27 protein-coding genes are annotated in these 22897 nt (G+C 41.3%); 3 read left to right on the forward strand and 24 right to left on the reverse strand.

The features are described 5' to 3' along the window. Position 1: 1 nt before the first annotated feature. From WG989_RS06510 to WG989_RS06575, 14 genes are all read right to left on the reverse strand, one after another. On the reverse strand, positions 2-1243 hold the full coding sequence (locus WG989_RS06510; protein ID WP_340428156.1) for an MFS transporter: 1242 nt from the start codon (positions 1241-1243) through the stop codon (positions 2-4). A gap of 26 nt (positions 1244-1269) precedes the next feature. Beyond that, positions 1270-1677: a DsrE family protein gene (locus WG989_RS06515; RefSeq protein ID WP_340428157.1), complete on the reverse strand. Its 408-nt coding sequence runs from the start codon at positions 1675-1677 to the stop codon at positions 1270-1272. A gap of 13 nt (positions 1678-1690) precedes the next feature. Further along, positions 1691-3478 (reverse strand): 5'-nucleotidase C-terminal domain-containing protein, encoded by a 1788-nt coding sequence (locus WG989_RS06520; protein ID WP_340428159.1) that lies wholly within the window; start codon positions 3476-3478, stop codon positions 1691-1693. A gap of 9 nt (positions 3479-3487) precedes the next feature. Then, positions 3488-4495 carry a c-type cytochrome gene (locus WG989_RS06525; RefSeq protein WP_340428161.1) on the reverse strand — a complete coding sequence of 336 codons (1008 nt, stop codon included), beginning with the start codon at positions 4493-4495 and terminating at the stop codon, positions 3488-3490. A gap of 18 nt (positions 4496-4513) precedes the next feature. Beyond that, positions 4514-5065 (reverse strand): DUF6691 family protein, encoded by a 552-nt coding sequence (locus WG989_RS06530; RefSeq protein ID WP_340428162.1) that lies wholly within the window; start codon positions 5063-5065, stop codon positions 4514-4516. Positions 5066-5071: 6 nt separating this feature from the next. Then, complete coding sequence (locus tag WG989_RS06535; RefSeq protein ID WP_340428163.1) at positions 5072-5641, reverse strand: YeeE/YedE family protein; 570 nt, start codon at positions 5639-5641, stop codon at positions 5072-5074. 115 nt (positions 5642-5756) lie between these two features. Continuing rightward, a complete protein-coding gene (locus tag WG989_RS06540; protein WP_340428165.1) occupies positions 5757-5987 on the reverse strand; it encodes a hypothetical protein in 231 nt (76 codons plus the stop codon). Then, positions 5971-6201, reverse strand: a complete 231-nt coding sequence (locus WG989_RS06545) for a hypothetical protein (RefSeq protein WP_340428166.1) — start codon at positions 6199-6201, stop codon at positions 5971-5973. The genes WG989_RS06540 and WG989_RS06545 overlap by 17 nt, the downstream gene beginning before the upstream one ends. Next, on the reverse strand, positions 6198-6509 hold the full coding sequence (locus WG989_RS06550) for a rhodanese-like domain-containing protein (RefSeq protein WP_340428168.1): 312 nt from the start codon (positions 6507-6509) through the stop codon (positions 6198-6200). Before WG989_RS06550 ends, WG989_RS06545 begins: the two co-directional genes overlap by 4 nt. Position 6510: 1 nt before the next feature. Next, positions 6511-6795: a rhodanese-like domain-containing protein gene (locus WG989_RS06555; protein ID WP_340428170.1), complete on the reverse strand. Its 285-nt coding sequence runs from the start codon at positions 6793-6795 to the stop codon at positions 6511-6513. A 17-nt stretch (positions 6796-6812) separates the two neighbouring features. Then, a complete protein-coding gene (locus WG989_RS06560) occupies positions 6813-7184 on the reverse strand; it encodes a rhodanese-like domain-containing protein (protein WP_340428172.1) in 372 nt (123 codons plus the stop codon). A gap of 59 nt (positions 7185-7243) precedes the next feature. Then, positions 7244-8665 carry an MBL fold metallo-hydrolase gene (locus WG989_RS06565; RefSeq protein ID WP_340428173.1) on the reverse strand — a complete coding sequence of 474 codons (1422 nt, stop codon included), beginning with the start codon at positions 8663-8665 and terminating at the stop codon, positions 7244-7246. Positions 8666-8775: 110 nt separating this feature from the next. Next, positions 8776-9573 (reverse strand): sulfite exporter TauE/SafE family protein, encoded by a 798-nt coding sequence (locus WG989_RS06570; RefSeq protein WP_340428174.1) that lies wholly within the window; start codon positions 9571-9573, stop codon positions 8776-8778. A gap of 60 nt (positions 9574-9633) precedes the next feature. Continuing rightward, on the reverse strand, positions 9634-10281 hold the full coding sequence (locus tag WG989_RS06575) for a Crp/Fnr family transcriptional regulator (protein ID WP_340428176.1): 648 nt from the start codon (positions 10279-10281) through the stop codon (positions 9634-9636). Positions 10282-10345: 64 nt separating this feature from the next. On the opposite strand from WG989_RS06575, the gene rnhB reads away from it, so the two are divergent. Beyond that, positions 10346-10948, forward strand: a complete 603-nt coding sequence (gene rnhB, locus WG989_RS06580; protein ID WP_340428177.1) for a ribonuclease HII — start codon at positions 10346-10348, stop codon at positions 10946-10948. A gap of 230 nt (positions 10949-11178) precedes the next feature. On the opposite strand, the gene WG989_RS06585 is transcribed toward rnhB, so the two are convergent. Further along, positions 11179-11787 carry an L-threonylcarbamoyladenylate synthase gene (locus WG989_RS06585; RefSeq protein ID WP_340428178.1) on the reverse strand — a complete coding sequence of 203 codons (609 nt, stop codon included), beginning with the start codon at positions 11785-11787 and terminating at the stop codon, positions 11179-11181. Positions 11788-11890: 103 nt separating this feature from the next. Here WG989_RS06585 and WG989_RS06590 point away from each other — a divergent pair, with 103 nt between their 5' ends. Then, on the forward strand, positions 11891-12766 hold the full coding sequence (locus WG989_RS06590) for a cupin-like domain-containing protein (RefSeq protein WP_340428180.1): 876 nt from the start codon (positions 11891-11893) through the stop codon (positions 12764-12766). Between the two features lie 316 nt (positions 12767-13082). Here WG989_RS06590 and WG989_RS06595 read toward each other — a convergent pair whose 3' ends face one another. From WG989_RS06595 to WG989_RS06630, 8 genes are all read right to left on the reverse strand, one after another. Next, positions 13083-14453, reverse strand: a complete 1371-nt coding sequence (locus WG989_RS06595; RefSeq protein ID WP_340428181.1) for a Gfo/Idh/MocA family protein — start codon at positions 14451-14453, stop codon at positions 13083-13085. 19 nt (positions 14454-14472) lie between these two features. Beyond that, positions 14473-15486: an alpha/beta hydrolase gene (locus WG989_RS06600; protein ID WP_340428183.1), complete on the reverse strand. Its 1014-nt coding sequence runs from the start codon at positions 15484-15486 to the stop codon at positions 14473-14475. An 81-nt stretch (positions 15487-15567) separates the two neighbouring features. Beyond that, complete coding sequence (locus WG989_RS06605; protein ID WP_340428184.1) at positions 15568-15897, reverse strand: hypothetical protein; 330 nt, start codon at positions 15895-15897, stop codon at positions 15568-15570. After that, positions 15890-16099 carry a hypothetical protein gene (locus WG989_RS06610; RefSeq protein ID WP_340428185.1) on the reverse strand — a complete coding sequence of 70 codons (210 nt, stop codon included), beginning with the start codon at positions 16097-16099 and terminating at the stop codon, positions 15890-15892. Before WG989_RS06610 ends, WG989_RS06605 begins: the two co-directional genes overlap by 8 nt. Before the next feature lie 11 nt (positions 16100-16110). Next, the gene (locus WG989_RS06615) at positions 16111-16875 is read right to left on the reverse strand and encodes a TIGR02757 family protein (RefSeq protein ID WP_340428187.1); all 765 of its coding nucleotides are present in this window, start codon (positions 16873-16875) and stop codon (positions 16111-16113) included. Then, complete coding sequence (locus WG989_RS06620; protein WP_340428188.1) at positions 16875-18014, reverse strand: cystathionine gamma-synthase; 1140 nt, start codon at positions 18012-18014, stop codon at positions 16875-16877. Before WG989_RS06620 ends, WG989_RS06615 begins: the two co-directional genes overlap by 1 nt. 86 nt (positions 18015-18100) lie before the next feature. Next, positions 18101-20011: an asparagine synthase (glutamine-hydrolyzing) gene (gene asnB / locus WG989_RS06625; protein WP_340428189.1), complete on the reverse strand. Its 1911-nt coding sequence runs from the start codon at positions 20009-20011 to the stop codon at positions 18101-18103. Between the two features lie 217 nt (positions 20012-20228). Then, positions 20229-20801 (reverse strand): DUF2911 domain-containing protein, encoded by a 573-nt coding sequence (locus WG989_RS06630; protein ID WP_340428191.1) that lies wholly within the window; start codon positions 20799-20801, stop codon positions 20229-20231. A gap of 187 nt (positions 20802-20988) precedes the next feature. Here WG989_RS06630 and WG989_RS06635 point away from each other — a divergent pair, with 187 nt between their 5' ends. After that, entirely contained in the window at positions 20989-22299 is a 1311-nt protein-coding gene (locus WG989_RS06635; RefSeq protein ID WP_340428192.1) for an acetyl-CoA hydrolase/transferase family protein, read from the forward strand. Here the strand turns inward: WG989_RS06635 and WG989_RS06640 are convergent. Next, complete coding sequence (locus WG989_RS06640; protein ID WP_340428193.1) at positions 22262-22870, reverse strand: acyl carrier protein phosphodiesterase; 609 nt, start codon at positions 22868-22870, stop codon at positions 22262-22264. The genes WG989_RS06635 and WG989_RS06640 overlap by 38 nt on opposite strands. Positions 22871-22897 lie beyond the last annotated feature (27 nt).

Below are 22897 nucleotides of genomic sequence, written 5' to 3' on the forward strand. Positions count from 1 at the left end.
CTCAAAAAGCAGCAGCTTCTGTGCAGGTGTGGCTGCGCCATAATAGTTTAAAGGTGCAGCACATCCGTACATTGGCCATTATGCCGGCTGCTGCTGTTAATACAGCAACAACTGTAAACGCAACAGGTATGCTGAAGAGTTCTGCAATTAGTCCTGCACCTAATGCACCGGCAACATAACCTAAATCTCTCCAGAAACGGAAAATGCTTAATCCTTTTGAACGTTGCGCAGGTGAAAGATTTTCTGCAATAACGGTGAGGAAGTTTGGATACACCAACCCTGTTCCCAATCCCATCAACAGCATAGCAGTTATCACAAATAATTTTGCTGTACCAATTACAAGGAGTACAAGACCTGCTGCCTGTAACAACATGCCAACAGTAAGCAGTTGCTTTTTACAAAAGTGATCACCCAGTTTTCCTGCAAACAATTGACTGATGCCCCACACTGCCGGATAGATAACAGCAATACTTCCTGTTTCTAAAATGCTGTACCCATTCGATAATAACCAAATGGGTAATAGTCCCCACAACACACCATCATTCAGATTATTAACAAACCCATTGATGTTCACACTACCCATGTTATAATGACGGAAGCTTACTTCTTTCCAAAGCGATTTGAATGTTCGTTGTTCAGTTGCTTGCTGTTCATGTGTTACAAATGCAGTTGTATCTTTTACCAATAACCACGATAGTAAAAAACCGATCACCACAAAAAAGATTCCCGGTACAAACGGATAAAATCCTGCACCGTATGTATGTGCAAGACTTGTTGCAAGATAACCGGCTAACCCAACAGCCACATAACCGGCAAATTCATTAATGCCCATCGCCAGTCCACGGTTCTTCGCTCCTACTAAATCCACTTTCATAACAACTGTTGATGACCATGCCAACCCCTGATTGATGCCTAAGAAAATATTGGCAACAATTACCATCCACCAATCTTGTGCAAAGAGTAAAAGAAAAGGAACAGGTATTGCGGCTGCCCAGCCAAGTAGTAAGATCTGTTTGCGATTGTAGTGCTGGTGTAAATAACCCGTGAGTAAATTAAAGATGGCTTTGGTTGTGCCGAATGCTGCAATAAATGAAACCAATGCAACCGTTGAATCCATTTGAAAACGTGCAGCTGCATAGTCGGGCATCACTGTTCGCTCCAAACCAACCATTGCACCTACGAATGCATTTACCAGCACCAGCAGGATGAATTGATTTCTATTTTCATTTAAACCTTGCTTCATCATTCACACTCCTCTTTTCAATCGGGTCAATTGGCTGCTTTAATATAACTCCAGCCTTCTTCCTGTTTTTTTACTAATTCAAGAATGGCAACAGGAACAACGGTTCCTTCGGGTATCACTCTGTCTGTTTTAATATTCCTCATTTTTAAAGCATTGTTACAAACAGCCATTACCACTCCCTTTTTATGAAAGCCAATGATCTGTTCTTTAAAATAACCGGTGTCTTTCAGCAGACCCCAAACAGCATTTCCGTGAAATACAATTTCAATTTTTGTATCAGGTGCGGCTGCAAGTACATTACCTACCTGTCTGAACAGGATACGTTGCTGGGCAGTATCACCCGATGCCATTTCCCATACAATTTTCGATTGCGCCTTTAAAAAAGATGAACTGATAACCAGTGCTGATACGAGTAAGAATTTTAATCCTTGCATATGAGTTGTTTTATCAGATAAATGTATAATTATATCCTTCCAGTTGCGATAATAATGTTGACGGAGCATCGGTTGCTGTTGCACGGCCTTCAATTTTTGGCGCTACCATTGGATGTGCAGCCAGATATTCACGCATAATGCCGTGTAATGTATGGCCGGGTTTGCGGGGGTTCTTTACTTTTTCCAGACGGCATAAGGTGTCATCAGGATCACCATCACGTTCGCAGGCGAGCATGGTATATTGTTTCTTTTTATCAAGAGGTTTGCCATTGATGGTTATCCGGTTTACACGTTTTCCCAAATCATTATTCATGGTGAAGTTCATCTCCATTCCTTTGAAACGAACCACCCAGCCTCCAAAACGTTTGGCGGGATCTTTAGCAAACACATTGTGCAACTCCTGTTCCATCCAATCATGTAACTGTGCGCCGCTTACTTCACCCATCTTTACATCGCTTTCAACCGGGAGCATGCTCCATAAAAAATCATTGGTGATCTCTGCATATCCTTTTTTTGCATCGGCAACTAATGGGGGACAAAAACGAAAACCATTACTCACCACCACATCAACGTTTGCATCTTTAAATTTCCACATCAATGCATCGGTGATCAGGTTGTCCATTGGGTTTTCAATAACATAATAGCGTACCAATGTTGTTTTGGTTTTGCCAATTACTTTATTGAGTTCTTTTTTATGTGGAGCACTTACTTCTTCAACCAGCCTTTCCATTGCGGGATCGGGTTTATATTTTTCAGGATCCACATCGAGCAATTGGTAGTTCTCATCTTTTATTTGTCCGTTTTCAATAACGATATCAAGCTTGGCAACAAAAGAACCAAAGGCGCCGGGCTCTGTAACCTTTGCATACTTACCTTGTATGGGCACACGCACACGTTCATGCGTATCGGCACCAAGTATATAGTCAACTCCCTGTAATTCGGGTTGATTGGCAAGATCAACCTGTTGCGCCAAACCCATATGTGTTACTAAAAATATCATTGCGCAATTCTCATACTCTTTAAGAATTTTGACATACTTCGCCACATTTATTTCCGGTTTTGTAAACGTGATGCCTTTACTGTAAGCAGGCGATTGACGTTTAGGTGTAAGCGGATCGTTATAACCAATGAATCCAATTTTAACTCCACCCAACATTTTTGTCCAGTAAGGAGGAAAAATCAGATCGTTTTTATTTTCATCCGAATTATCATGAAACATGTTGGCACAGATCTTTGCACTATTGTAACCACCAAGATCTTTCAGCATCATATCTTTTCCATACACTACTTCCCAGTTACCTGGCAGAATAAGATCATACCCAATATTGTTTATCAGTGGTACAATTCCTTTTCCTTCAGTTAATGCAGCTACACCACCGCCCTGGAAGCAATCACCACCGTCAATAATAATGGTGTTTGTTGGGTTTTGTGCTTTGAGGGTATGCAGCATTGTTTTCAATACCGCAAACCCGCCACGTTTTTTATAAACCGGTTGGTTGTTTTCAAAAAAGAATTCATCGTGTGTGTATAGCTGTGCATGAATATCGGATGTGTGCAAAAGGGTAAATACTTTTGCTTTACCATCTTTCACCGCTTTATTCCCTAACAATTCATTTGCATGATAATCGTCGCCGCTTACAGCATTTACAATGGATGCGGGTAACACAGCACCTGCTGCAATAGCAGATGCTGACTTAAAAAAATCTCTTCTTGAGTTTTGCGAGATGGGTGCGATTTGTTGACCATCTGAACAACTGCTGCATGAACAATTGTTCAGATGGGTAATTTTTGTATCTGGCATTGCAATCGTTTACTTTGATTTTTGAGAAACGGATTTTTTTTGCTGCTCCTTAAAATCCTTGATGGGACCATAAGGACCATATTTATGTTGCTGTTCAGTAAATGAATCAGCATAGGGACCAAACGGATGGTCGATTGGTTTCTTTGAAATATCGGGCCAATCGCTGCTCAGATCTTTTGAAGGACGTGGTTGCGAGTTAACGAATGCTGCCACATCCCATGCTTCTTCGTCGCTCAGTTGCGGGGCATGATAATCGGTTCCCTGTGGCATATTATTTTTTACATAACCTGCAAAGCGTGATAAACGGAATAAACCGGCGCCGCTATTGTAACTGTTCTTACCCCATAATGGTGGATATGCATACGCATTACCATCTATGTTCATTAATCCTTCACCATTTGCTCCATGGCAGGTTTGGCATTTCTGCACGTACACTGTTTTGCCTTGTTGCGGATCGGCAGCACGGCTCAAAAAAGGCAGCTCAACAATACCGGAGCCTTTTGGTTTATCGCCTTTCTTCAAATCTTCGCCCAACCATTTGATGTAGGCATAAATGGCCCGCATCTCTTTTGAATTTGTATCAAGTGCTGTTCCATTTAAACTCCGTTCCATGCAATCGTTCACCCGTTTGTAAATGGTTTCTATACCACCTGAGCGATCTCTGAATTTTGGATAGGTTGTATAAACAGCCCCATAATTATTCCCCCATGGTTTTGTACCTGCATCTAAATGACAGTTCTGACAATTCATGCCATTCGTGATCTGCAGTACCGATCCTTTCGGGCCTAGATATTTCGATGTATTAGCGATCAGTTCATGACCATACCAGATGAGTTTTCCATCTTCTCTTGAGTAATAAGGAATCTGGCTAGCAGGTGGCCCCTTCCAAACAGTTTGCTGAATGGTTGAGTCAACTGCAGTTGATTCCTCTTTGCCTGATTCATTACAGCTAAACTGTGTAGCTGTAATCAGCAGCAACAGAATAAGAAATACAAGTATGGTTCTCTGTGTATTCACTTTTTTGTGTTACTAAATTTAATGTGGCAGTTGCTCTCTGAATTTCCCATACACCCATGTGCCGGCAATTGCACTCAGCAGTGTTACGGCTATAACAGTAGCGCCATTTCCTATCTGCGCAAATAACGGTCCCGGGCATGCGCCGGTAACAGCCCAACCTAAACCAAACAGAAGTCCACCATAAATCTGACCCTTATTGAATTTCTTATCAACAAATTCAATTGGTTCACCATAGATAGTTTTGACTTTGAATTTTTTAATAAGCCAAATACTGATGATACCCACTACTACTGCAGAACCAATGATGCCATACATGTGAAAACTTTGCAGTCGAAACATTTCCTGTATACGGAACCAGGAAACCACTTCTGCTTTTACGAAGAGGATACCAAACAGTAACCCTACAAATGCATATTTGAAATTATGCCACCATGGATGTTGAAGTTCTGATTCGTTGAAGCAGGTAGCATCCATCGAACGCATTTCAAAATCTGTATTCTCCGTAAGGAACTCATGGTGTTTTTGTTCCACCACTATTTCTTCTTCAGCTATATTTTTATGTTGTTCCATGAATCGTTAGAGTTTAAGAATGAAAGGAAGAAGGAGATTGGCCATGATAAAACCACCCACCATAAAACTGATGGTTGCTACCAATGAAGGCCATTGCAAAGTAGAAAGACCCATGATTGCATGTCCGCTTGTGCATCCACCGGCATAGCGTGTTCCAAACCCAACGAGGAAACCACCCACCACCATCATAATAAAACCACGCAGCGTAAACAGGCTGCTCCAGTTAAACACTTCTGTTGGAACAAGTGAATCGTAATTTGTAATTCCGTACGTGGCCAACTCTGTACTCAGCTTTGGATTCACGATCATTGGTTCAGGATTTTGCAGAAAGAGAAACGCAATGAAGCCTCCTAATAAAATACCGCCTACAAAAAATAAGTTCCATACTTCTTTTTTCCAATCATAATTGAAGAAAGGAATTTTTGCAGGCAAACATGCTGCGCAGATATGCCGCAGGGAAGAAGAGATACCAAAGGTTTTGTTACCAATGATGAGTAGCGTGGGTACTGTTAACCCGATCAATGGACCAGCTACATACCAAGGCCACGGTTGTTTAATAAATTCAATCAGGCTCATGAATTGTTTCGTTTAAGTTCTTGCAAGGTAGATATCCACCTGCCGGAATTATGTGATAAATATTACATTGAGAACAGGTGTTTCTGTAAGGTACAGAAGAATGAAACGGATCAGATCAATTGTTGTTCGAAACCTCGCTTGGTTCTTTTGTTTCCTTTTGCTTTGGTTTGAACATACTGTTGCCAATGGCTCCCATCACCCCAAAATAGATCATACTTCTTACCGGGCTTGAAGTGATAAGGCAAGTGCCATCACAACCATAGAATTTCCAATAGAAGAAGCCACCTGCAGCACCCAACAGCAATCCCGGTAAAACCCAGGTTGCTTTTTTAAATAGATTCTTCATGCTTATTTACTTGCTTGATTTGTTGTTTGTTTTGCGGAACAGCACAGGCACCTCCCATGCATCCGATATTCATAAAAGCCTGGATCACTAATACTGCACCTATTACCCAAAGAAAAGGAGTAGGCGAATGAAGCCCTTGAATAATTGCTGCTACACCTATGCCAAGGCGAAGCAGGCGTATACCATTCCATTGTTTCAACCATTGAATGATCATGATGCCATTTTATTTTGTAAGCTCATCCATGATCCGCCGTTATATGCTTCAACGCCTGCCTGTTTCAAGATAGATGTGGCAGAACCACTACGCATACCACTGGCGCAACAAGTAATAACAGGCTTTCCTTTTTTCTTAATGTCGTTGATCTTTGAACGGATACTGTCAACCGGAATGTTAATGGCTCCTTTAATATGGCCGCCGCTAAATTCACCGGCAGTACGCACATCAATAATAACAGCACCTTGTTGTTGTAATGTTTTAAAATCTGTACCCGGGCCAAATAATTTTTTGAAGAAGTTGAACATGTTAATTTAGATTTTTCAAGGTTAATAAATCGTACAAGCCGCCAGCATCGTGTACATTCTCAAGTCCCAGTTGTTTTAAAAGAAAGTATGCATTCATACTTCTTGCACCAGAGCGGCAATACAATACCACCGGGCCGTTAAATGTTTTTAATTCCTCTACATTGCTTGTTATTTCAGGCAAAGGGATATTTGTTGCACCAGGGAAATGCCCGTCGGCAAATTCTTCTCTTGAACGCACATCAACAAACTTTGTCTGTGGGTTCTGAACGATTTCTTTTAGATTCATATCAAATGGTTTTTCGTTTATTGTTTAATTGTTCCTTTCCAGGCAGTGATGCCGCCTTCCATATTCCAGATACGGCGAAAGCCCTGTTGCTCCATGATGGTTGCTGCTTTGGCACTGCGTCGTCCGCTTTTGCAGTAAACCAGGTAGGACTTTCCTTTTTTCAGCTGATTGATTTGTTGTACAAATGCAACTGAATCCATCACATCTATATGAACTGCGTTGGGCAAATGACCTTCGTTGAATTCCTGTGTGGTGCGTACATCCAGTACTACCACTTTCTTTTTATTGAATTTCTTTTCAGCAAATGCAGGCGCTACATTTTTTGTTTGCGCCATTGCTGAGAGAACAGCAAAGAATCCAACTGCCAGGAAAAAATATCGGTTTTTCATAGTATGATTTGAAATGAAGGAGGTTGTAATACACCTTCATGTATTGTTAAAATTGCTTGTTACAACAGCGTGGTTGGACACACGTAATCGGTTAAATTAAACTTACCGCTTTCTTTCATTGCTTTAAAACCACCACGCACATCAATTAAATTATCATAACCACGTGCACGAAGAATAGATACAAAGATCATTGAGCGATAGCCACCTGCACAATGCACATAGTAGGTTTTATTTTTATCAACCTTTAACATGCTGTCGTTAATAAAATCTAATGGCGTGTTCTCTACATTAAACAAATGTTCACTCTGGTACTCACTTTCTTTACGTACATCGAGAATGTTTGCATCATTATCTTTTGTTACGATCTCGGCTAACTCTTCTGCAGATACACGTTTGATCTGGTCAATTTCTTTTCCAGCTTCTTTCCATGCATTGAATCCGCCTTTCAGATAACCCAGTGAATAATCGTAACCAACACGGGCCAAACGGGTAACCACTTCTTCTTCACGACCTTCATCTGTTACCAATAAGATTTCCTGTTTTACATCGGGGATCATACTGCCAACCCATGGAGCAAAGCTTCCATCGATACCAATGTTGATGGAGTTTGGTACAAATCCTTTTGCAAAAACTTCTCCATCCCTTGTATCGAGGATCAAAGCACCGGTTTCGTTTGCTGCTGTTTCAAATGCTTCAGGGCTGAGTGCTTGTGTGCCACGCTTCAACACTTCTTCAATGCTGTCGTAACCATGAATATTCATCATTACATTCAAAGGAAAATATTGTGGAGGTGCCACCAAGCCTGTTGTTACTTCTTTAATGAATTCTTCTTTGGTCATGTTTGCACGCAATGCATAGTTGGTTGCTTTTTGATGACCCAATGTATCAGAAGTTTCTTTACTCATGTTCTTGCCGCATGCACTTCCTGCACCATGCGCGGGATATACGATGAGCTCATCTGCCAACGGCATGATCTTATTACGAAGAGAATCATACAAATAGCCTGCAAGCATATCCTGTGTAAGATCCACTACAATTTTTTGTGCAAGATCAGGGCGACCAACATCACCAATGAATAATGTATCACCGGTGAAGATGGCAATATCTTTTCCATGTTCATCTTTCAACAGGTAACAGGTACTTTCCATTGTATGTCCCGGTGTATGCAATACTTTGAATGTAAGTTTGCCAACTTTCAGCTCTTCACCATCTTTCGCAGAATGAAATTCAAAATCGGGTTGTGCATTTGGACCGTACACGATCTTTGCACCAGCTTCTTTTGCAAGATCAATATGTCCACTCACAAAATCTGCATGGAAATGTGTTTCAAATACATACTTGATCTTGGCATTATTGCGCTTTGCTTTTTCCAGGTAAGGTTTTACTTCACGCAACGGATCGATCACTACGGCCTCGCCTTCACTTTCAATGTAATATGCACCTTGTGCTAAGCAACCGGTATAGATCTGTTCAATTTTCATGTTTATATTTTTTTGTTTTTTTATTGTTGATTCGAATGATACAAAGTTGTGTTTTCAGGAGACAGTGAACTATGACTTTTGTCACATAGAAGCGCCGGAGGAAAAGAAGTTTAGCGAATAAACAATTCTTTCACAATAATGTAAATGCCCATCACCAATACAAACCAGCCAAACCCTCTTTTCAATTTATCACCGGAGATTTTTTTACTGAGTGCATTGCCAACAAAAATGCCGGCAATGGCCAATGCTGTTACAATGATGAGTAGTTTCCAATCGATGACTTGATGCCCAACATCACCAAGGAAGCCGATCAGTGATTTAGCTGCTATAATTAATAGAGAAGTTCCAACGGCTTGTTTCATTGGAAGTTTGCTGAGTAATACCAATGCAGGAATAATTAAGAACCCCCCACCGGCACCAACCAATCCGGTTAAGATACCTACGACAGTTCCTTCGACGAGTATCAATGGGTAATTGAATTTCTGTTCGCCACCGTTACCATTTTCATCTTCGTTCTTTCCCTTGATCATGGAGTACGATGCAAACACCATCAGTACTGCAAACAGCAGCATCATTAAAATGGGTTTGGTTACGGTGAAACCAGCAAGGGTAAACACTTCATCGGGAATAGCCGGTACTATAAATTTCCGTGTGGCATAAACGGCTGCAATGGCTGGTGCGCCAAAGATCAAGGCTGTTTTAATATTTACCAGTCCATGCTTGTATTTCGGGAAAACGCCTACCAGCGAAGTGGCCCCAACAATAAATAAGGAATAAGCAGTTGCCAATACCGGGTTCACACCAAACAGATAGACCAATACCGGTACTGTCAGAATAGAACCACCTCCGCCGATGAGTCCTAACGAAATGCCAATAACAATAGAAGCGATGTAGCCGATTATTTCCATGCTGCAAATGTGGATGCAATTTCAGCATCGGAAGGTGATACAAATCACACAGGCAAACAATTATAAATTTTTCAACTCAATGGCATTGCGGTGCAGACCCACCAAACCTTTTTGCTCCATTTTTTTGAGTAGTCTTGATATTACCTCTCTAGATGTATTTAACTCCTGTGCAATTTCCTGGTGGCTGATATTGAGTAGGGTTGTTTGCTGCGCATCCTTTGCCCGCTTCAGGTAAAATTCCAAACGCTCATCCATACTGCGGAAGGCAACATTATCTAATGTAACAAGTAATTCATCAAAACGGTTACGGTAGGTTTCAATCACAAACTGGTACCAGCTTTTGAATTTACTCATCCATTCGCTCATTGTATCAACAGGCACCATCATCACTTCTGTTTCAACAACTGTTTTTGCCATAATAGGACTTGCTTCATGCTTGGCTGCACAAACGAGTGATAAAGCACAGGCTTCACCCGGTTTTAAATAATACATGAGAAATTCATTGCCATCATCATCTTCCCGATAGATCTTGATGAGACCATTTAAAACCAGCATGGTACTGCGGATGTACTGCCCTTTTCGCATGAGGATCTCATTGGCAGGAAAAGTTTTGAACTCACCTTGTTCTTCAATTTCATCTACTAGCTGATCTTCAAATAAGGGATAACTCTTGCGGAGAAGATCGTCGTGTACCTGTTGCGTAGCCATATACAAATGTTGAAATTTTATTTGGATTGAAGAAACAATAGCTTGTTAACTTACTTTTGAGGCCATGTCTTTACTGTCGTTTTACCAGGAAGAACTGCTTGAGGCCGGCTGCGATGAAGCGGGGCGTGGTTGTTATGCCGGACCTGTGTTTGCAGCTGCAGTGATTTTGCCAAAGGAGTTTCATCATCCGTTGCTCAACGACAGTAAACAGGTGAACGAAACAAACAGAACCACGTTACGATTGATCATTGAAGAGCAGGCAATGGCTTATGCAGTTGCAAAAGTGGAAGTGGAAGAGATCGATCAGATCAATATTCTCAAAGCATCGTTCAAGGCCATGCATTTGGCAATTGATCAACTCATACAAAAACCACAATTACTGTTGATCGATGGAAACCGCTTCATTAAATACAAACGAACGGCACACAAAACATTTGTAAAAGGTGATGGACGTTTTGCTTCCATTGCTGCGGCCAGTATTTTGGCCAAGACCTATCGTGATGAATACATGCTGAACCTTCACCAACAGTTTCCGCACTACAATTGGCAAAAGAACAAAGGCTATGGAACAGCAGAACACCGGAAGGCGATAGAAGTGCATGGGTTATGTGAACACCACCGTAAGTCGTTTAATATTGATCCGGAAAAGATGGTGGAGTTGTTTTGAGGCCTCACCCTCCCCCTTCAACAGAGAGGGAGCGGTGCTGTATCGCTTTACTCTTCTTTTTATTCTTCCATATCAGCTGGAAATCTATTGCCATGCAATAAGCAGGTAGGTATCACTATTTTAATCCATCAGGTAGTAATTGTTGCTGTGAACAGTGTGAAGAGTTCATCCTATAAACGATATTACTTTTTCATTTTTCATTCCACATTTCTCATTCTTCATTTCCATATTTATCCGTTCCATTCACCTAAACCTTCTCTTAATACCACCGGTTCATCTTCTGTACAATCAACAATGGTTGAAGGAACCATACCGCCAATACCACCATCAACAACAAGATCAACCAGCTTTTTAAAATTATCATGCATGTATTCCGGATCGGTGTATTCTTCCACCATCTCTCCGGGCAATGATGCACTGAGAATGGGGCGACCTAACTCACGGATAATAGTACGTGCAATTTCATTATCGGGTACACGTAACCCAATGGTATCTTTTTTACTCTTCAGGATCTTAGGTACTTCACGACTGGCAGGTAAAATAAATGTGTATGGACCGGGCAAGTATTGTTTAAGCGTACGATACAAAGGGGTGGAAATACTTTTGGTATAGGTGCTGAGATCGCTGAGATCGTTACAAATAAAGGAGAGCTGCGCTTTTTGCGGATCAACATTTTTAATACGACAAATTCGTTCGATGGCTTTGTGCTGAAAAATATCGCAACCCAAACCATAGATGGTATCGGTTGGATAGATGATGATGCCGCCGCTTTGCAGACAGTCAACTATGGTTTTGATCTGCCTGGGTTGCGGATTGTCTGGATGTACATGCAAAAGCATGGTTAAAAGTACGATGCAATCCTTCCAATTTTATCAGCAGGCAAATCAATTATCTGCTTTTGTTCATTTATATTTGAAGGTAGCTTCATAGCCCTGATCTGTTATGCAACTAAAACCTGTTGACTCTTTTAATGAAATCAGTCCTGAGCAGTTTCGCCTGGAGTACTATTTGCCTGGAAAACCTGTGGTGATCAAATCGCTTGCAAAGGCATGGCCTGCCTATAACAAGTGGAACTGGGATTATTTGAAATCTGCTGCCGGGCATCATAAAGTAGGTATTTATAATAATATCAAAAGTGATGCATACACGCCTATCAATACGGCTGATGATTACAAGAGTTTTGGCGAATACATTGATATGATCTCACAGGGCCCGGCTGGTTGGCGCATTTTCCTCTTCAATATTTTCGACCATTCACCTGAGCTTACCAACGATTTTACCTGGCCAGAAGAGTACATGAGAGGCTTTGTAAAAAAATATCCAATGCTGTTTGTAGGTGGGGCAACGTCCATCACTCATATGCATTTTGATATTGATTTGTCGCACATTTTGCATACACAATTTGTTGGTCGTAAACGGGTGTTGTTATTTCCGTACGAAGAACAATACAAATTATACCGAAAACCTTATGAGGTATTGAGTCTTGCCGATTTCAGCCACTACCATGAAATGAACGGTACGCCGGATTATAAAAAGTTTCCTGCCCTGAAACGTGCCAACGGTTACGAAATAATTCTGGAACATGGCGATACCCTGTTTATGCCCGCCGGTTGCTGGCACCACATGGAGTATATGGATAGCGGGTTTGCCATGAGTTTGCGGGCTATGCAAGAGGGGATTGCTCAAAAGTTACATGGTGCATGGAACCTGTTTGGCATGCGGGGCATTGATACTTTGTTGAAGAAAACAGCTCCTCATTGGTGGTATTCGTTCAAAACAAAGAAAGCATTTGCTGCTGCAGAAAAGGAATTGCTATAACTGCAAAAAGAAGCCGTTGATTTTTCTTGCATAATCCAAAAGACTGGTCTATATTTATCTCGTCACATCTGGTCCCCGTCCATCCCACTTCCAATCTCCGTTGCAGAGCTCCTCATATTCCACGATATCCCGCTGATGAACAAATAGTTCCATACCTCATTATTTATTTACTGTACTTATTCAGGTAACTGAATATGGTTTGATTCCATAACTCTTACTGAGCCAAAAAAACGATTTTTTTGTGGTTTCAGAGGTAAGCAAAAGGGCCCACGATGTCTATCGGGGCCCAACTTGTTTACAAAAGACGATGTTTTATTTACAGCTTTATCTCCACCACTTTATTTCCTTTCCTGCTTTGCTCTGCTGCAAAACCCATTAAATGACTTTCAATGGATGCATCAATTGTTGAGGTGAGTAGTGATGCGTCATTTTTGGAAATTGCTTCGATCCAGTTGGCAACAAGCCGCCAATCGCCGCCACCATGCATATCAGTTGCGTTTTTCCATTCTGTTTTTTTACCGGTGAGGAAATCGGTATGTACCATCGTTGTCATATCGCCCACAATATCACCAAGGCTTCCCATTACTCTTGTTCTCCTACCTTCATAGGAAGTAAAAGCTTCCATGCTGAAACTGCAGGTAACACCATCTTCAAATAATATGTTGGTAGTATAATGATCGGGTTGATCGTTCTCCATTCTGTACACACAGCGACCATAATTGGTTGTTTTTAGTTTCTCCATAATATGATCGGCATGTTTCTCTTTTTCTTCAGGCATGTCAAATACATAGGTTCGTTTTCGTTCACGATAATAAAGTTTCAGAGCGGAATAAGGACAACTTGCTTCCACTTTACAACCATCGGTACAACGTGCAGTACTTCCTTCGGGAGCATTTGCTTTTTTGAACCAGCTAATATCGCCCAATGCATGAATGCTCTTGCTTTGTTTATCTATCATCCAACGTAATATATCCAGGTCATGACAACTCTTTGCAAGAATGATAGGAGTTGTTTCTTTACTGTTATGCCAGTTGCCACGAACATAAGAATGACTCATGTGTGTGTGCTCAATTGGTTCGATATGTTGTACGCTTACCACTTTACCCAACACGCCACTTTGCATGATCTTACGCAACTCTTCAAAGTAAGGAGCATAACGCAGTACATGACAAACTGCAACGATCTTTCCTGTTTTCTTTGTCATCGCTAATATATCACGGCATTCTTTTTCACTGGGTGAAATTGGTTTTTCCAGCAATACATGATAACCCATTTCTAATGCCTTCATACATGGGCCGTAGTGCAGATTATCCGGTGTGGTGATGAGAATTGCATCTGCAAATTTTGGACGTTTAAATACATCTTCCCATGTTTTAAAACGATTTTCATCTTTTATTGCGTGCTTCTTTGCATAACGTTCATTACGAATAACAATAGGTTCGGCCACACCAACAACATCAAGCTGGGCAGGATATTGAACAGCATAATTGCCATACACATTTCCTCTTGAACCGGCACCGCAGGTAATAACAGTGATGGGTTTATCAGGTACAAAACTGCTGCTGAATTCAGGAAGATAGATGCGTTCACCTTGATCATTGGTGGCCCATGATGAAAGCGGCAACATTGAACTGCCAATGGAAATACCTAATGCTTTTAACGCATCTCTGCGTGATAATGAAGGCATATATTCTGTTTTAAAATGATCAATTAGTTTGAAGCGGCATTTTCAACACATCCGTCATGAATTTTGTTATTTCTGTTTCCACACCTTGATAGTCGTTCGATTTAATATAACCACCAATCACATGATCGCCTGTATTGGGCATCGCCACTTTTCTTTTTTGGTCAGATACTGTGCCAAGCTCATCATACATTTTCAACATTGCGCTTACTTTCACTACATTATCCTGGTGAACATCATCTTTGTAATAATAGAGCATGAGTGTTGGTTGTTTCACTTTCCCGAATGTTTCCGGCACCATCACTGTTTCTAAATATTCCTGCAGATTCACAACCGCTTCCAAACGATATTTTGAATACCAATGTGCTTTGTAAATATCCCGTTGATCGCTGGTGATCTGGTAATCAGATCCCTTCACCAATCTTGCAATTTGTAAACCCCAAGGATTATTCGCCAGCCACGCATTGGGATCATTGATCGCAATGTTGGGGGAGAGAAGAATAATGGATGCGATCTCAGGATAATTGGCCGCCAGCTGTAATGCATTGCTTCCGCCCGTAGAAGTGCCCATTACAATTACTTTATTGCCGAGTTGCTTCCCGATAGCATAAGCCTGCTTTACACTTTCCCAATAGTTTTCTGAAGTAAGATGAAACATAGCGTCACTTGTATCAATACCATGCTCAGAGAGCCTTGCTAAATATAAATTGCAGCCAAACTTTTTGGCGATGGCGGTATGTACCGGATCGCCTTCTTCCTGCGAAGCAGAAAAACCATGCAGATAAACAATCGCATATTCTGTTTTTTGTTTCAAAGAATCATTTTGCCAAACGATCCTTGCTTCATTTTCAGGTTTTACCTTTCGTTGAGCTTCATTTTGTGTAATATAGTTTTCCAATGCCGCGGCTTCAGTTGGAACAGCAGGTAATGTAGTTGTATAAACAGGAGTAGATGGGTCAGGACCTAAAAAATAAATGACTGTAAGAACGAGAAGAAGAATGACAATCCATTTCAACAATCGTTTAAAGAATTTCATAAGCCTTGTTTAAGTTGATACTTAAAATTACTTATTTACTGTTTACCAAACGTTAACAGGGCAAACGATTGAGCAGCGATCTTACCAACGTTCAGCTCCTTCGTCATCTATAGTATCCGATCTATGCTCAGCCCGTGATTTGATCTTTTGCAATTGCCGGTCGATGATGAGCCTTGCGATCAATTGTGCGGCATTTTCTCCGCCCTGTTGCTGCAACAGTTGTTTCATTTTTGTTTCGTTTACATCAATGCGGTAGAGATAATAGACCAGCTTTTCAAAATCTGTATTGATAAGTAGGTTGATATGATCGGTTAGCTGCTGTTCCAGTTCACTCATCGCTAACTTCTCAGAAAGATCAAGCGATAATTCTTTGTTGAGTAAGGGGATGATATCCTGGTTAGGATCACTCATCTGACTTGTCTTTCCTTTTATTGTAAAACGTAAAAAGCACCGTTAATACAATGGCGATGATGCTACTTTTTACCAGTACAGAACTGATGGTCGTATCTGCTTTGTTGGCCACCCACACCAAAAAGGCATAGTTGATCAATGTAACGATAACGAAGTTGACAACAAGAAGAATCAAAAACTGGATGAGCTTAACGGGGTTCATTTGAATTGTTTCTAAAATTTATTTTCCATTACACCTGTTCCAAACAACGCAAAATCATATTTCACTGGATCGTTCTTATCTAAGATACGCAGATTGGCTGTGAGTTCAAGCGCCGCTTCCCAATCGTCTTGCTTGCGGGAAAGCAGATCATACTGTCGTGCCACTCTTGACACATGTACATCCAGTGGGCAAATAAGGTCAGCTGGTTTGATGTTTTTCCAAATGCCAAAATCAACGCCTTTGTTGTCATCTCTCACCATCCAGCGCAAATACATATTCAATCGCTTACAGGTTGATTTTTGCATGGGTGCCGAAACGTGCTTCTCTGTTCGTTTCAAATGCTCGAATGAGAAGAAATAGTTTTTGAAATGATTCAATCCTTCTTCCACCGTCATTCCTTTTTTTGGAAAGAAGGCTGTTTCCAATGAATCATGTTTTGAATAATGTTGATGAAAGAATTCAATGAAGTAATAGAGGTCATCTGTAGTAAATGTGCGATGCTTAAATCCTGTTAATCTTTTCAATCCACCCAAATCATGGTTCAGACAAAAATTATGCGGCTGCATATTCATCAGCTGCATGAGTTCTCTTGATTTGTTGATGATAGTAGTGCGGTTGCCCCAGGCGAAGATGGCTGCAAAAAAACCGGCGATCTCAATATCCTGTTTTTTGGTAAACAGATGAGGGATGCAGATGGGATCATCTTTAATGAACGAAGGTTGATTGTAGAAATCAACCTTCGCATTGAGAAACTTTTTTAAATCTTGTTGTTTCATTATCCAATCGCTTTCGCAAGATCTTCAATCAGATCATCTGCATCTTCAATACCAACACTCAAACGGATCAGCGAATCGTGCAAGCCATCTTTGATTCGTTTTTCTCTTGGAATAGAGGCATGCGTCATGCTTGCCGGATGATTGATGAGACTTTCCACGCCTCCTAAACTTTCAGCCAATGCAAATAAATGTGTGGATGATAATACACGTCTTGCTTCTTCAATACTATCGTCTTTCAATTCAAAACTGATCATACCGCCAAAGTCACGCATTTGTGCTTTCGCAATTTCATGCCCGGGATGATCAGTAAAGCCAGGCCAATATACTTTCGCCACTTTTGGATTTGCTTTTAACCAATGTGCAATTTTTGCACCGTTGGCACAATGCGCTCTCATACGTACCGCCAAGGTTTTAATACCACGCAACACCAGAAAACAATCCATTGGTCCGGGAACTGCACCGGAGCTTTTTTGAATGAAGTATAATTTTTCACGCAATTCTTTATCATTCATGACCAAACAACCTTGTATTACATCACTATGGCCTCCGAGATATTTTGTAGCGGAGTGCATCACAATGTCAGCACCAAGATCTAACGGGTTTTGTAAATAGGGAGAAGCAAAGGTGTTGTCAACACAAAGCAATGCACCCGCTTCTTTTGCAATTACGGAAACCGCTTTGATGTCGGTAATATTCATCAACGGATTGGTAGGTGTTTCAAGCCAGATGAGTTTTGTATTAACAGTGATCGCCGCTTTTACATTATCAGGATTGGTGGTATCCACATAAATAAACTTCAACCCGAATTTTTCAAATACTTTCATGAACAGGCGATACGTACCACCGTACATATCACTTGCTGCAATCACTTCATCACCGGGAGCAAGTAATTTGATGACTGCATCAGTTGCTGCTACGCCGCTGCCAAACACTAAACCAAACTTTCCGTTTTCAATCACTGCCACTGCTTCTTCTAATGCAAAACGGGTTGGGTTCTGACTTCTTGCATATTCAAATCCTTTGTTTACACCCGGCGCTTCCTGCACATACGTACTGGTTTGATAAATAGGTGTCATAATTGCACCGGTTGAAGGATCGGGATGCGAACCGGCATGGATCATTTTAGTATCTAGTTTCATATCTATATTTTTTTCGTCTGACAAATGAGTTGAGATGTCTGGTCCGTCAGACGAGGGCGTCAGACGGGGATTGCAAAGATGAGGAATTACAACAGATGCGCCGCACAGAAATAACGCCAATCATCATTCTTAACAGCATGTGCTGATTGTGCATTCACAGGTTGCTGCAGAATTTCTTTTTTCAGGATGTTTTCTTTCACCAGTTTTTGTCGGCTGTTTTGTAAAAATTCTTTAAAACCTACCGATTGCATCCATTGTTGCTGCGGTGGTTCATAACCGATCTTGTCGGTTCGGTAAACAATGGAAGAAGGTAGCGTCTGCTTCATACTTTCTCTTAAGATGTATTTGGTAAAACCGTTTTGCAGTTTATAATGCGAAGGCAATGAAAAAATAAACTGCACCAACTCATGCGATAAAAATGGCAAACGCACTTCCACGCCATGTGCCATGCTGTTACGATCAGCATAACGCAGCAATTCTTCTAATCCCAGCCGCATGGTATTATAATACAGCAGATCGTTGAGCTTGCTGACAGTTGGTTTGAAAATACTTTTCTTATTAAAATTTGTTTTACGATAATTATTCGCAATGAATTTATTGTTCAGTATTTCTTTGTTGGCTTTGTTTTCTAATTGTACTGCTGCCATTTCGGGAAACTTTGCAGCAAGTTTGTTTTTCCAACCCCAATCAACTGAAATATTGTTTTGTGCGAATGCCTTTAACTCACGACTAACGGTTGACGAATCACGACTTTTCTCCTGGAGAAACCAATGAATGTATTTATGATAACCCGCAAGTGTTTCATCTGCACCTTGTCCATCAAGAATAACTTTTACGCCCCGTTGCTTCGCAAGTTCATATACTTTGTATTGCGCATAAATACTGCTCGATTGAAATGGTTCTTCCTGCTGATGAATTAATTTTTCTATATCATTCAATAATGTTTCTGCTGTTGGAGTAACAAAGTGTTGCTGTAGTTGAAACTGATTTGCTACCTGTTTGGCATAAGCTGTTTCATCTTTTTCAAAGCCAGGAAACGAAGCGGTGAAGGTTTGTAATTTGGAATCTGGATTTTGGATTTTGATAATTGCAGCAATGCTTGAACTATCTAATCCGCCACTCAACGATGTACCAACTTCCACATCACTTCTCAATCTTCTTGTAACAGATGTATTGAGTAGTTGTTGAAACTGTTCAATTGCTTCAGCTTCTGTTATTGTTGATGTTGTTTCTTTATCAAGATCCCAGTATTGCCCGATCTCATTTTTACCGGTACGCATATCCAGTTTGAGATAATGCGATTGTGGCAAGCTGCTGATGTTTTCATAAAATGTTTGCGACAGATCAGCAGGATTTTTTACCCAACCCAACCCGATATAATTGAGCAGCATGCTGTGGTTGATCTTTTTCTCTACACCTGCAGCCCAGAGAGCTTTCATTTCACTGGCGAATAAAAACTGTTCACCATCAAAAAAATAGTAGAATGGCTTTTCACCAAAACGGTCACGTGCAGTAAACAGCGTTTGTTCCTGTTCATCCCAAATGGCAAAGGCAAACATGCCATCGAACTGTTGAAGACATTCATCTTCCCAATGATCGTATGCAGCAAGGATCACCTCTGTATCAGAATGCGTAAAAAAAGTATAACCCTTTTGTTTTAGCTCTTCTTTCAGCTCCAGATAATTATAGATCTCTCCGTTGTAGGTAATGCTGTAACGGGCTCTTTCTCTTGGCCCTCTTTCTGTCAAACCAAAGCGTACTTCTCCTGTAAGAAAAGGGAAGTGCATCGGTTGCTTGCCGGTTTCGCTTAAATCAATAATGGCCAAGCGCCGGTGACCAAAACCAACTGTTTTGTTTTCATTCAACCAAAAACCTTCACCATCCGGTCCACGATGCGCAATTGAATCTGTCATGGCTTTCAACCGATCTGTTGAAACATGATGGGGGTTTATTGAAATAATTCCGGCTATACCACACATGCTGTAAAAATCGAACATTCGATGCAGATAAACCAAAAAGAAAAACAGAGCTTGTTGTCTGCTCAACTGAAGAGTGACTGAACAACTTTGAGTACTATTTTTTTGTGATCTATCAGACGTTGCAGTTAAACAAATAAAAAAAGCCCTGCATTTCTACAGAGCTTTATCAACTATTTATCAAACAATTTAAATTTAGTTCACTACGTACATCGTACATCTAATATCGTACTTCCAATCACCAGCTAATCGGCATCTTCACCATCACATCATCCCAATCCATGATCAGATTAATACTTTTCTCGGTTGCCTTTTCAAACATCATCGAAAACGATTCAGTAATGTCGGCCGTTCTCGTTACCGGACAATCAACCCGTACAACATCCTTTGCCGCATCATATTTAAATGCGCCCCACACATCGGTTTCTTTATTAATGATCACCGTCCATTTGGCCGGGCTTTCCAACGCATACATCGTGTAGCGTCCTTTCTTTACTGTTTTCCCACCCACCTTCACATCACGGAAAAATTCAATTTCGGTCGCCTCGTTTGCACCCAGTCGCCAGATCTTTCCATCTTCCACCAGTTCGCCAAAAACCTTGCGGCCACTTTTGGAGGGACGGCTGTACACAACCCTTGCGATCAACGGCTCGGTTATTTTGTTGGGTTGAATGCGAAGCACCGGATAATTCACCGGGTAATAAGACATGTCCATAGGTGATTTATCGAGCGGTGGCAATTTGGTTCCATTCTGTGCGGTTGCTGCAAAACCAATAGCCACAAAAACAAGGATCATCGATAGAAATTTCATCTCTTTTGTTGTATTTTTTGTTGAGAATAGGCCATACAGTTGTTATGACTGGGTTTGGCCTGCAATGGTTGTTTTTCGAAACGCAAATTTAGCTCAAAGATTGCTGTCCGTAATCACTAATTGTGCTGTTTGTAGGCAGTTGGAGCAGGTTATTGGTATTTTATTTTTGCATTTTAATTCTTAGCATATGTACAGGCACATCCATTACCAATCAGTTGAACAGGCACTCTCCGTGATCAAAAGCGGGCAACGGGTGTTTGTGCAGGGCAGCGCCCAAACCCCTCTTTATTTATTACGTGAGTTGGCGAAACAATCGCACCGGCTTGAAAACGTGGAGCTCGTATTTATTACGGTGCAGGGCGACATTACCGTTGATCAGCCACAATACGAAGGTATCTTCAACATTAACTGCATGTTTGTGAGCAACAGCATCCGCAAAGCAGTGAACGAAGGCAGGGCCGATTTTATTCCTGTGTTCCTCAGCGATATTCCCGATCTGTTCAAGAAAGGATATTTGCCCATTGACGTTGCATTGGTGCATGTGTCTCCACCCGATAAACACGGCTATTGTTCGCTGGGTGTAAGTGTTGATATTGCCCGCAGTGCTGTAAACACAGCCAAGCATATTATTGCACAGGTAAACCCCAATGTACCACGCACACATGGCGACAGTTTGATCCATACCGATCGGTTTACATCACTTGTTTATACAGAAGAACCGCTGCCGGAAGTGGATTATGGAGCAAAAGTGGGCGAAGATGAACTGAAGATCGGCAGATACATTGCCGGTATGATCGAAGATGGAAGTACGTTGCAAATGGGCATTGGTACAATTCCGGATGCTGTGTTGAAATCATTACACGATCATAAAAATCTGGGCGTGCATACTGAAATGTGCAGCGATGGTATTATTGATCTGGTTGAACGGGATGTGATCAACAACGTCAACAAAAAAATTCACCCCAACAAAACCGTAACAGGGTTTGCAGTGGGTACACGCAAGCTCTACGATTATGTAGATGATAATCCTGCATTTGTTTTTCTGGATATTGATTATGTGAACGATCCGCATGTGATCCGTCGTAACCCAAAAGTGGTTGCGATCAACAGTGCAATTGAAGTGGATATTACTGGCCAGGTATGTGCCGATAGTATTGGTACCACACAATACAGTGGTATTGGCGGACAAATGGATTTTATGCGTGGTGCAGCGTTGAGCGAAGGAGGCAAACCCATTATTGCACTTACATCACGCACTGCAAAAGGCGTGAACCGTATTGTGCCATTTTTGAAACAGGGAGCCGGTGTGGTAACCACTCGTGGACACATTCATTATGTGGTAACTGAATATGGCGTTGCACAGTTGTATGGAAAAAATTTACGTCAGCGGGCAAAAGCGTTGATTGATATTGCCCACCCCGATGACCGTGAAATGCTGGAACGTGCCTGTGTGGAACGATTCAAACAGTTCCTGGTATACGATTCTTATATTCATTAAGCCAGATTTGTACAAAGGCCAAGAGTTCAGGAAAAAACTGTTGATAATAGTTTTGCAGCAGGTCATAATTTTCTTCAAACAAACGAAAGGCAGTAGCGCTTTCTGTTAAATATGTTGCACGGCGTACTACGCCGTGCAAACTTTTTTCAATGCCCCAGCGCTCCTGGTAATTGTAGAGCCAGTTTTGTGTTTTCATGTAAGGAAACATTCCGGCAAAGCGTTCTGGAAAAACGGCCGAGTAAGGTTCAAGATGTTCGTAAGTAGCTGCCGCAAATTCCTGTAATGAGGAATCGGTAAAGATCGCTGGATCAGTTGCGAGATAATGATCGTACACTACATCAATAAAAGCACCTGCATATAAACGGTAATGTGGCCGGAAGATCTCTTTTGCTTCTTTGGTTACAGCGTGGTCGTCGGTAAACGTATCGATGGCACGGTGAAGATTCATCCCTTGTTGAATACCGGGCGAATAGTCGAATTTCTTTTTCCCCTTCACATAATCGCTGATCATATTGCCGACAAGTATGTCGGGCTGGTGAAACGATAGGTATGCATGGGCGAGGTAATTCATGTAAAGTATTTTTCAAACGGCGTAAAC

It is taken from the genome of Lacibacter sp. H407, assembly GCF_037892605.1.
GTDB lineage: Bacteria > Bacteroidota > Bacteroidia > Chitinophagales > Chitinophagaceae > Lacibacter.

Excerpts from the sequence above, each read along its gene's own strand:
- WG989_RS06510 (WP_340428156.1), bottom strand. The coding sequence starts at position 1,243 with ATGAAGCAAGGTTTAAATGAAAATAGAAATCAATTCATCCTGCTGGTG.
- WG989_RS06515 (WP_340428157.1), bottom strand. The coding sequence starts at position 1,677 with ATGCAAGGATTAAAATTCTTACTCGTATCAGCACTGGTTATCAGTTCA.
- WG989_RS06520 (WP_340428159.1), bottom strand. The coding sequence starts at position 3,478 with ATGCCAGATACAAAAATTACCCATCTGAACAATTGTTCATGCAGCAGT.
- WG989_RS06530 (WP_340428162.1), bottom strand. The coding sequence starts at position 5,065 with ATGGAACAACATAAAAATATAGCTGAAGAAGAAATAGTGGTGGAACAA.
- WG989_RS06535 (WP_340428163.1), bottom strand. The coding sequence starts at position 5,641 with ATGAGCCTGATTGAATTTATTAAACAACCGTGGCCTTGGTATGTAGCT.
- WG989_RS06540 (WP_340428165.1), bottom strand. The coding sequence starts at position 5,987 with ATGAAGAATCTATTTAAAAAAGCAACCTGGGTTTTACCGGGATTGCTG.
- WG989_RS06545 (WP_340428166.1), bottom strand. The coding sequence starts at position 6,201 with ATGATCATTCAATGGTTGAAACAATGGAATGGTATACGCCTGCTTCGC.
- WG989_RS06550 (WP_340428168.1), bottom strand. The coding sequence starts at position 6,509 with ATGTTCAACTTCTTCAAAAAATTATTTGGCCCGGGTACAGATTTTAAA.
- WG989_RS06555 (WP_340428170.1), bottom strand. The coding sequence starts at position 6,795 with ATGAATCTAAAAGAAATCGTTCAGAACCCACAGACAAAGTTTGTTGAT.
- WG989_RS06560 (WP_340428172.1), bottom strand. The coding sequence starts at position 7,184 with ATGAAAAACCGATATTTTTTCCTGGCAGTTGGATTCTTTGCTGTTCTC.
- WG989_RS06565 (WP_340428173.1), bottom strand. The coding sequence starts at position 8,665 with ATGAAAATTGAACAGATCTATACCGGTTGCTTAGCACAAGGTGCATAT.
- WG989_RS06570 (WP_340428174.1), bottom strand. The coding sequence starts at position 9,573 with ATGGAAATAATCGGCTACATCGCTTCTATTGTTATTGGCATTTCGTTA.
- WG989_RS06575 (WP_340428176.1), bottom strand. The coding sequence starts at position 10,281 with ATGGCTACGCAACAGGTACACGACGATCTTCTCCGCAAGAGTTATCCC.
- rnhB (WP_340428177.1), top strand. The coding sequence starts at position 10,346 with ATGTCTTTACTGTCGTTTTACCAGGAAGAACTGCTTGAGGCCGGCTGC.
- WG989_RS06585 (WP_340428178.1), bottom strand. The coding sequence starts at position 11,787 with ATGCTTTTGCATGTACATCCAGACAATCCGCAACCCAGGCAGATCAAA.
- WG989_RS06590 (WP_340428180.1), top strand. The coding sequence starts at position 11,891 with ATGCAACTAAAACCTGTTGACTCTTTTAATGAAATCAGTCCTGAGCAG.
- WG989_RS06595 (WP_340428181.1), bottom strand. The coding sequence starts at position 14,453 with ATGCCTTCATTATCACGCAGAGATGCGTTAAAAGCATTAGGTATTTCC.
- WG989_RS06600 (WP_340428183.1), bottom strand. The coding sequence starts at position 15,486 with ATGAAATTCTTTAAACGATTGTTGAAATGGATTGTCATTCTTCTTCTC.
- WG989_RS06605 (WP_340428184.1), bottom strand. The coding sequence starts at position 15,897 with ATGAGTGATCCTAACCAGGATATCATCCCCTTACTCAACAAAGAATTA.
- WG989_RS06610 (WP_340428185.1), bottom strand. The coding sequence starts at position 16,099 with ATGAACCCCGTTAAGCTCATCCAGTTTTTGATTCTTCTTGTTGTCAAC.
- WG989_RS06615 (WP_340428187.1), bottom strand. The coding sequence starts at position 16,875 with ATGAAACAACAAGATTTAAAAAAGTTTCTCAATGCGAAGGTTGATTTC.
- WG989_RS06620 (WP_340428188.1), bottom strand. The coding sequence starts at position 18,014 with ATGAAACTAGATACTAAAATGATCCATGCCGGTTCGCATCCCGATCCT.
- asnB (WP_340428189.1), bottom strand. The coding sequence starts at position 20,011 with ATGTTCGATTTTTACAGCATGTGTGGTATAGCCGGAATTATTTCAATA.
- WG989_RS06630 (WP_340428191.1), bottom strand. The coding sequence starts at position 20,801 with ATGAAATTTCTATCGATGATCCTTGTTTTTGTGGCTATTGGTTTTGCA.
- WG989_RS06635 (WP_340428192.1), top strand. The coding sequence starts at position 20,989 with ATGTACAGGCACATCCATTACCAATCAGTTGAACAGGCACTCTCCGTG.
- WG989_RS06640 (WP_340428193.1), bottom strand. The coding sequence starts at position 22,870 with ATGAATTACCTCGCCCATGCATACCTATCGTTTCACCAGCCCGACATA.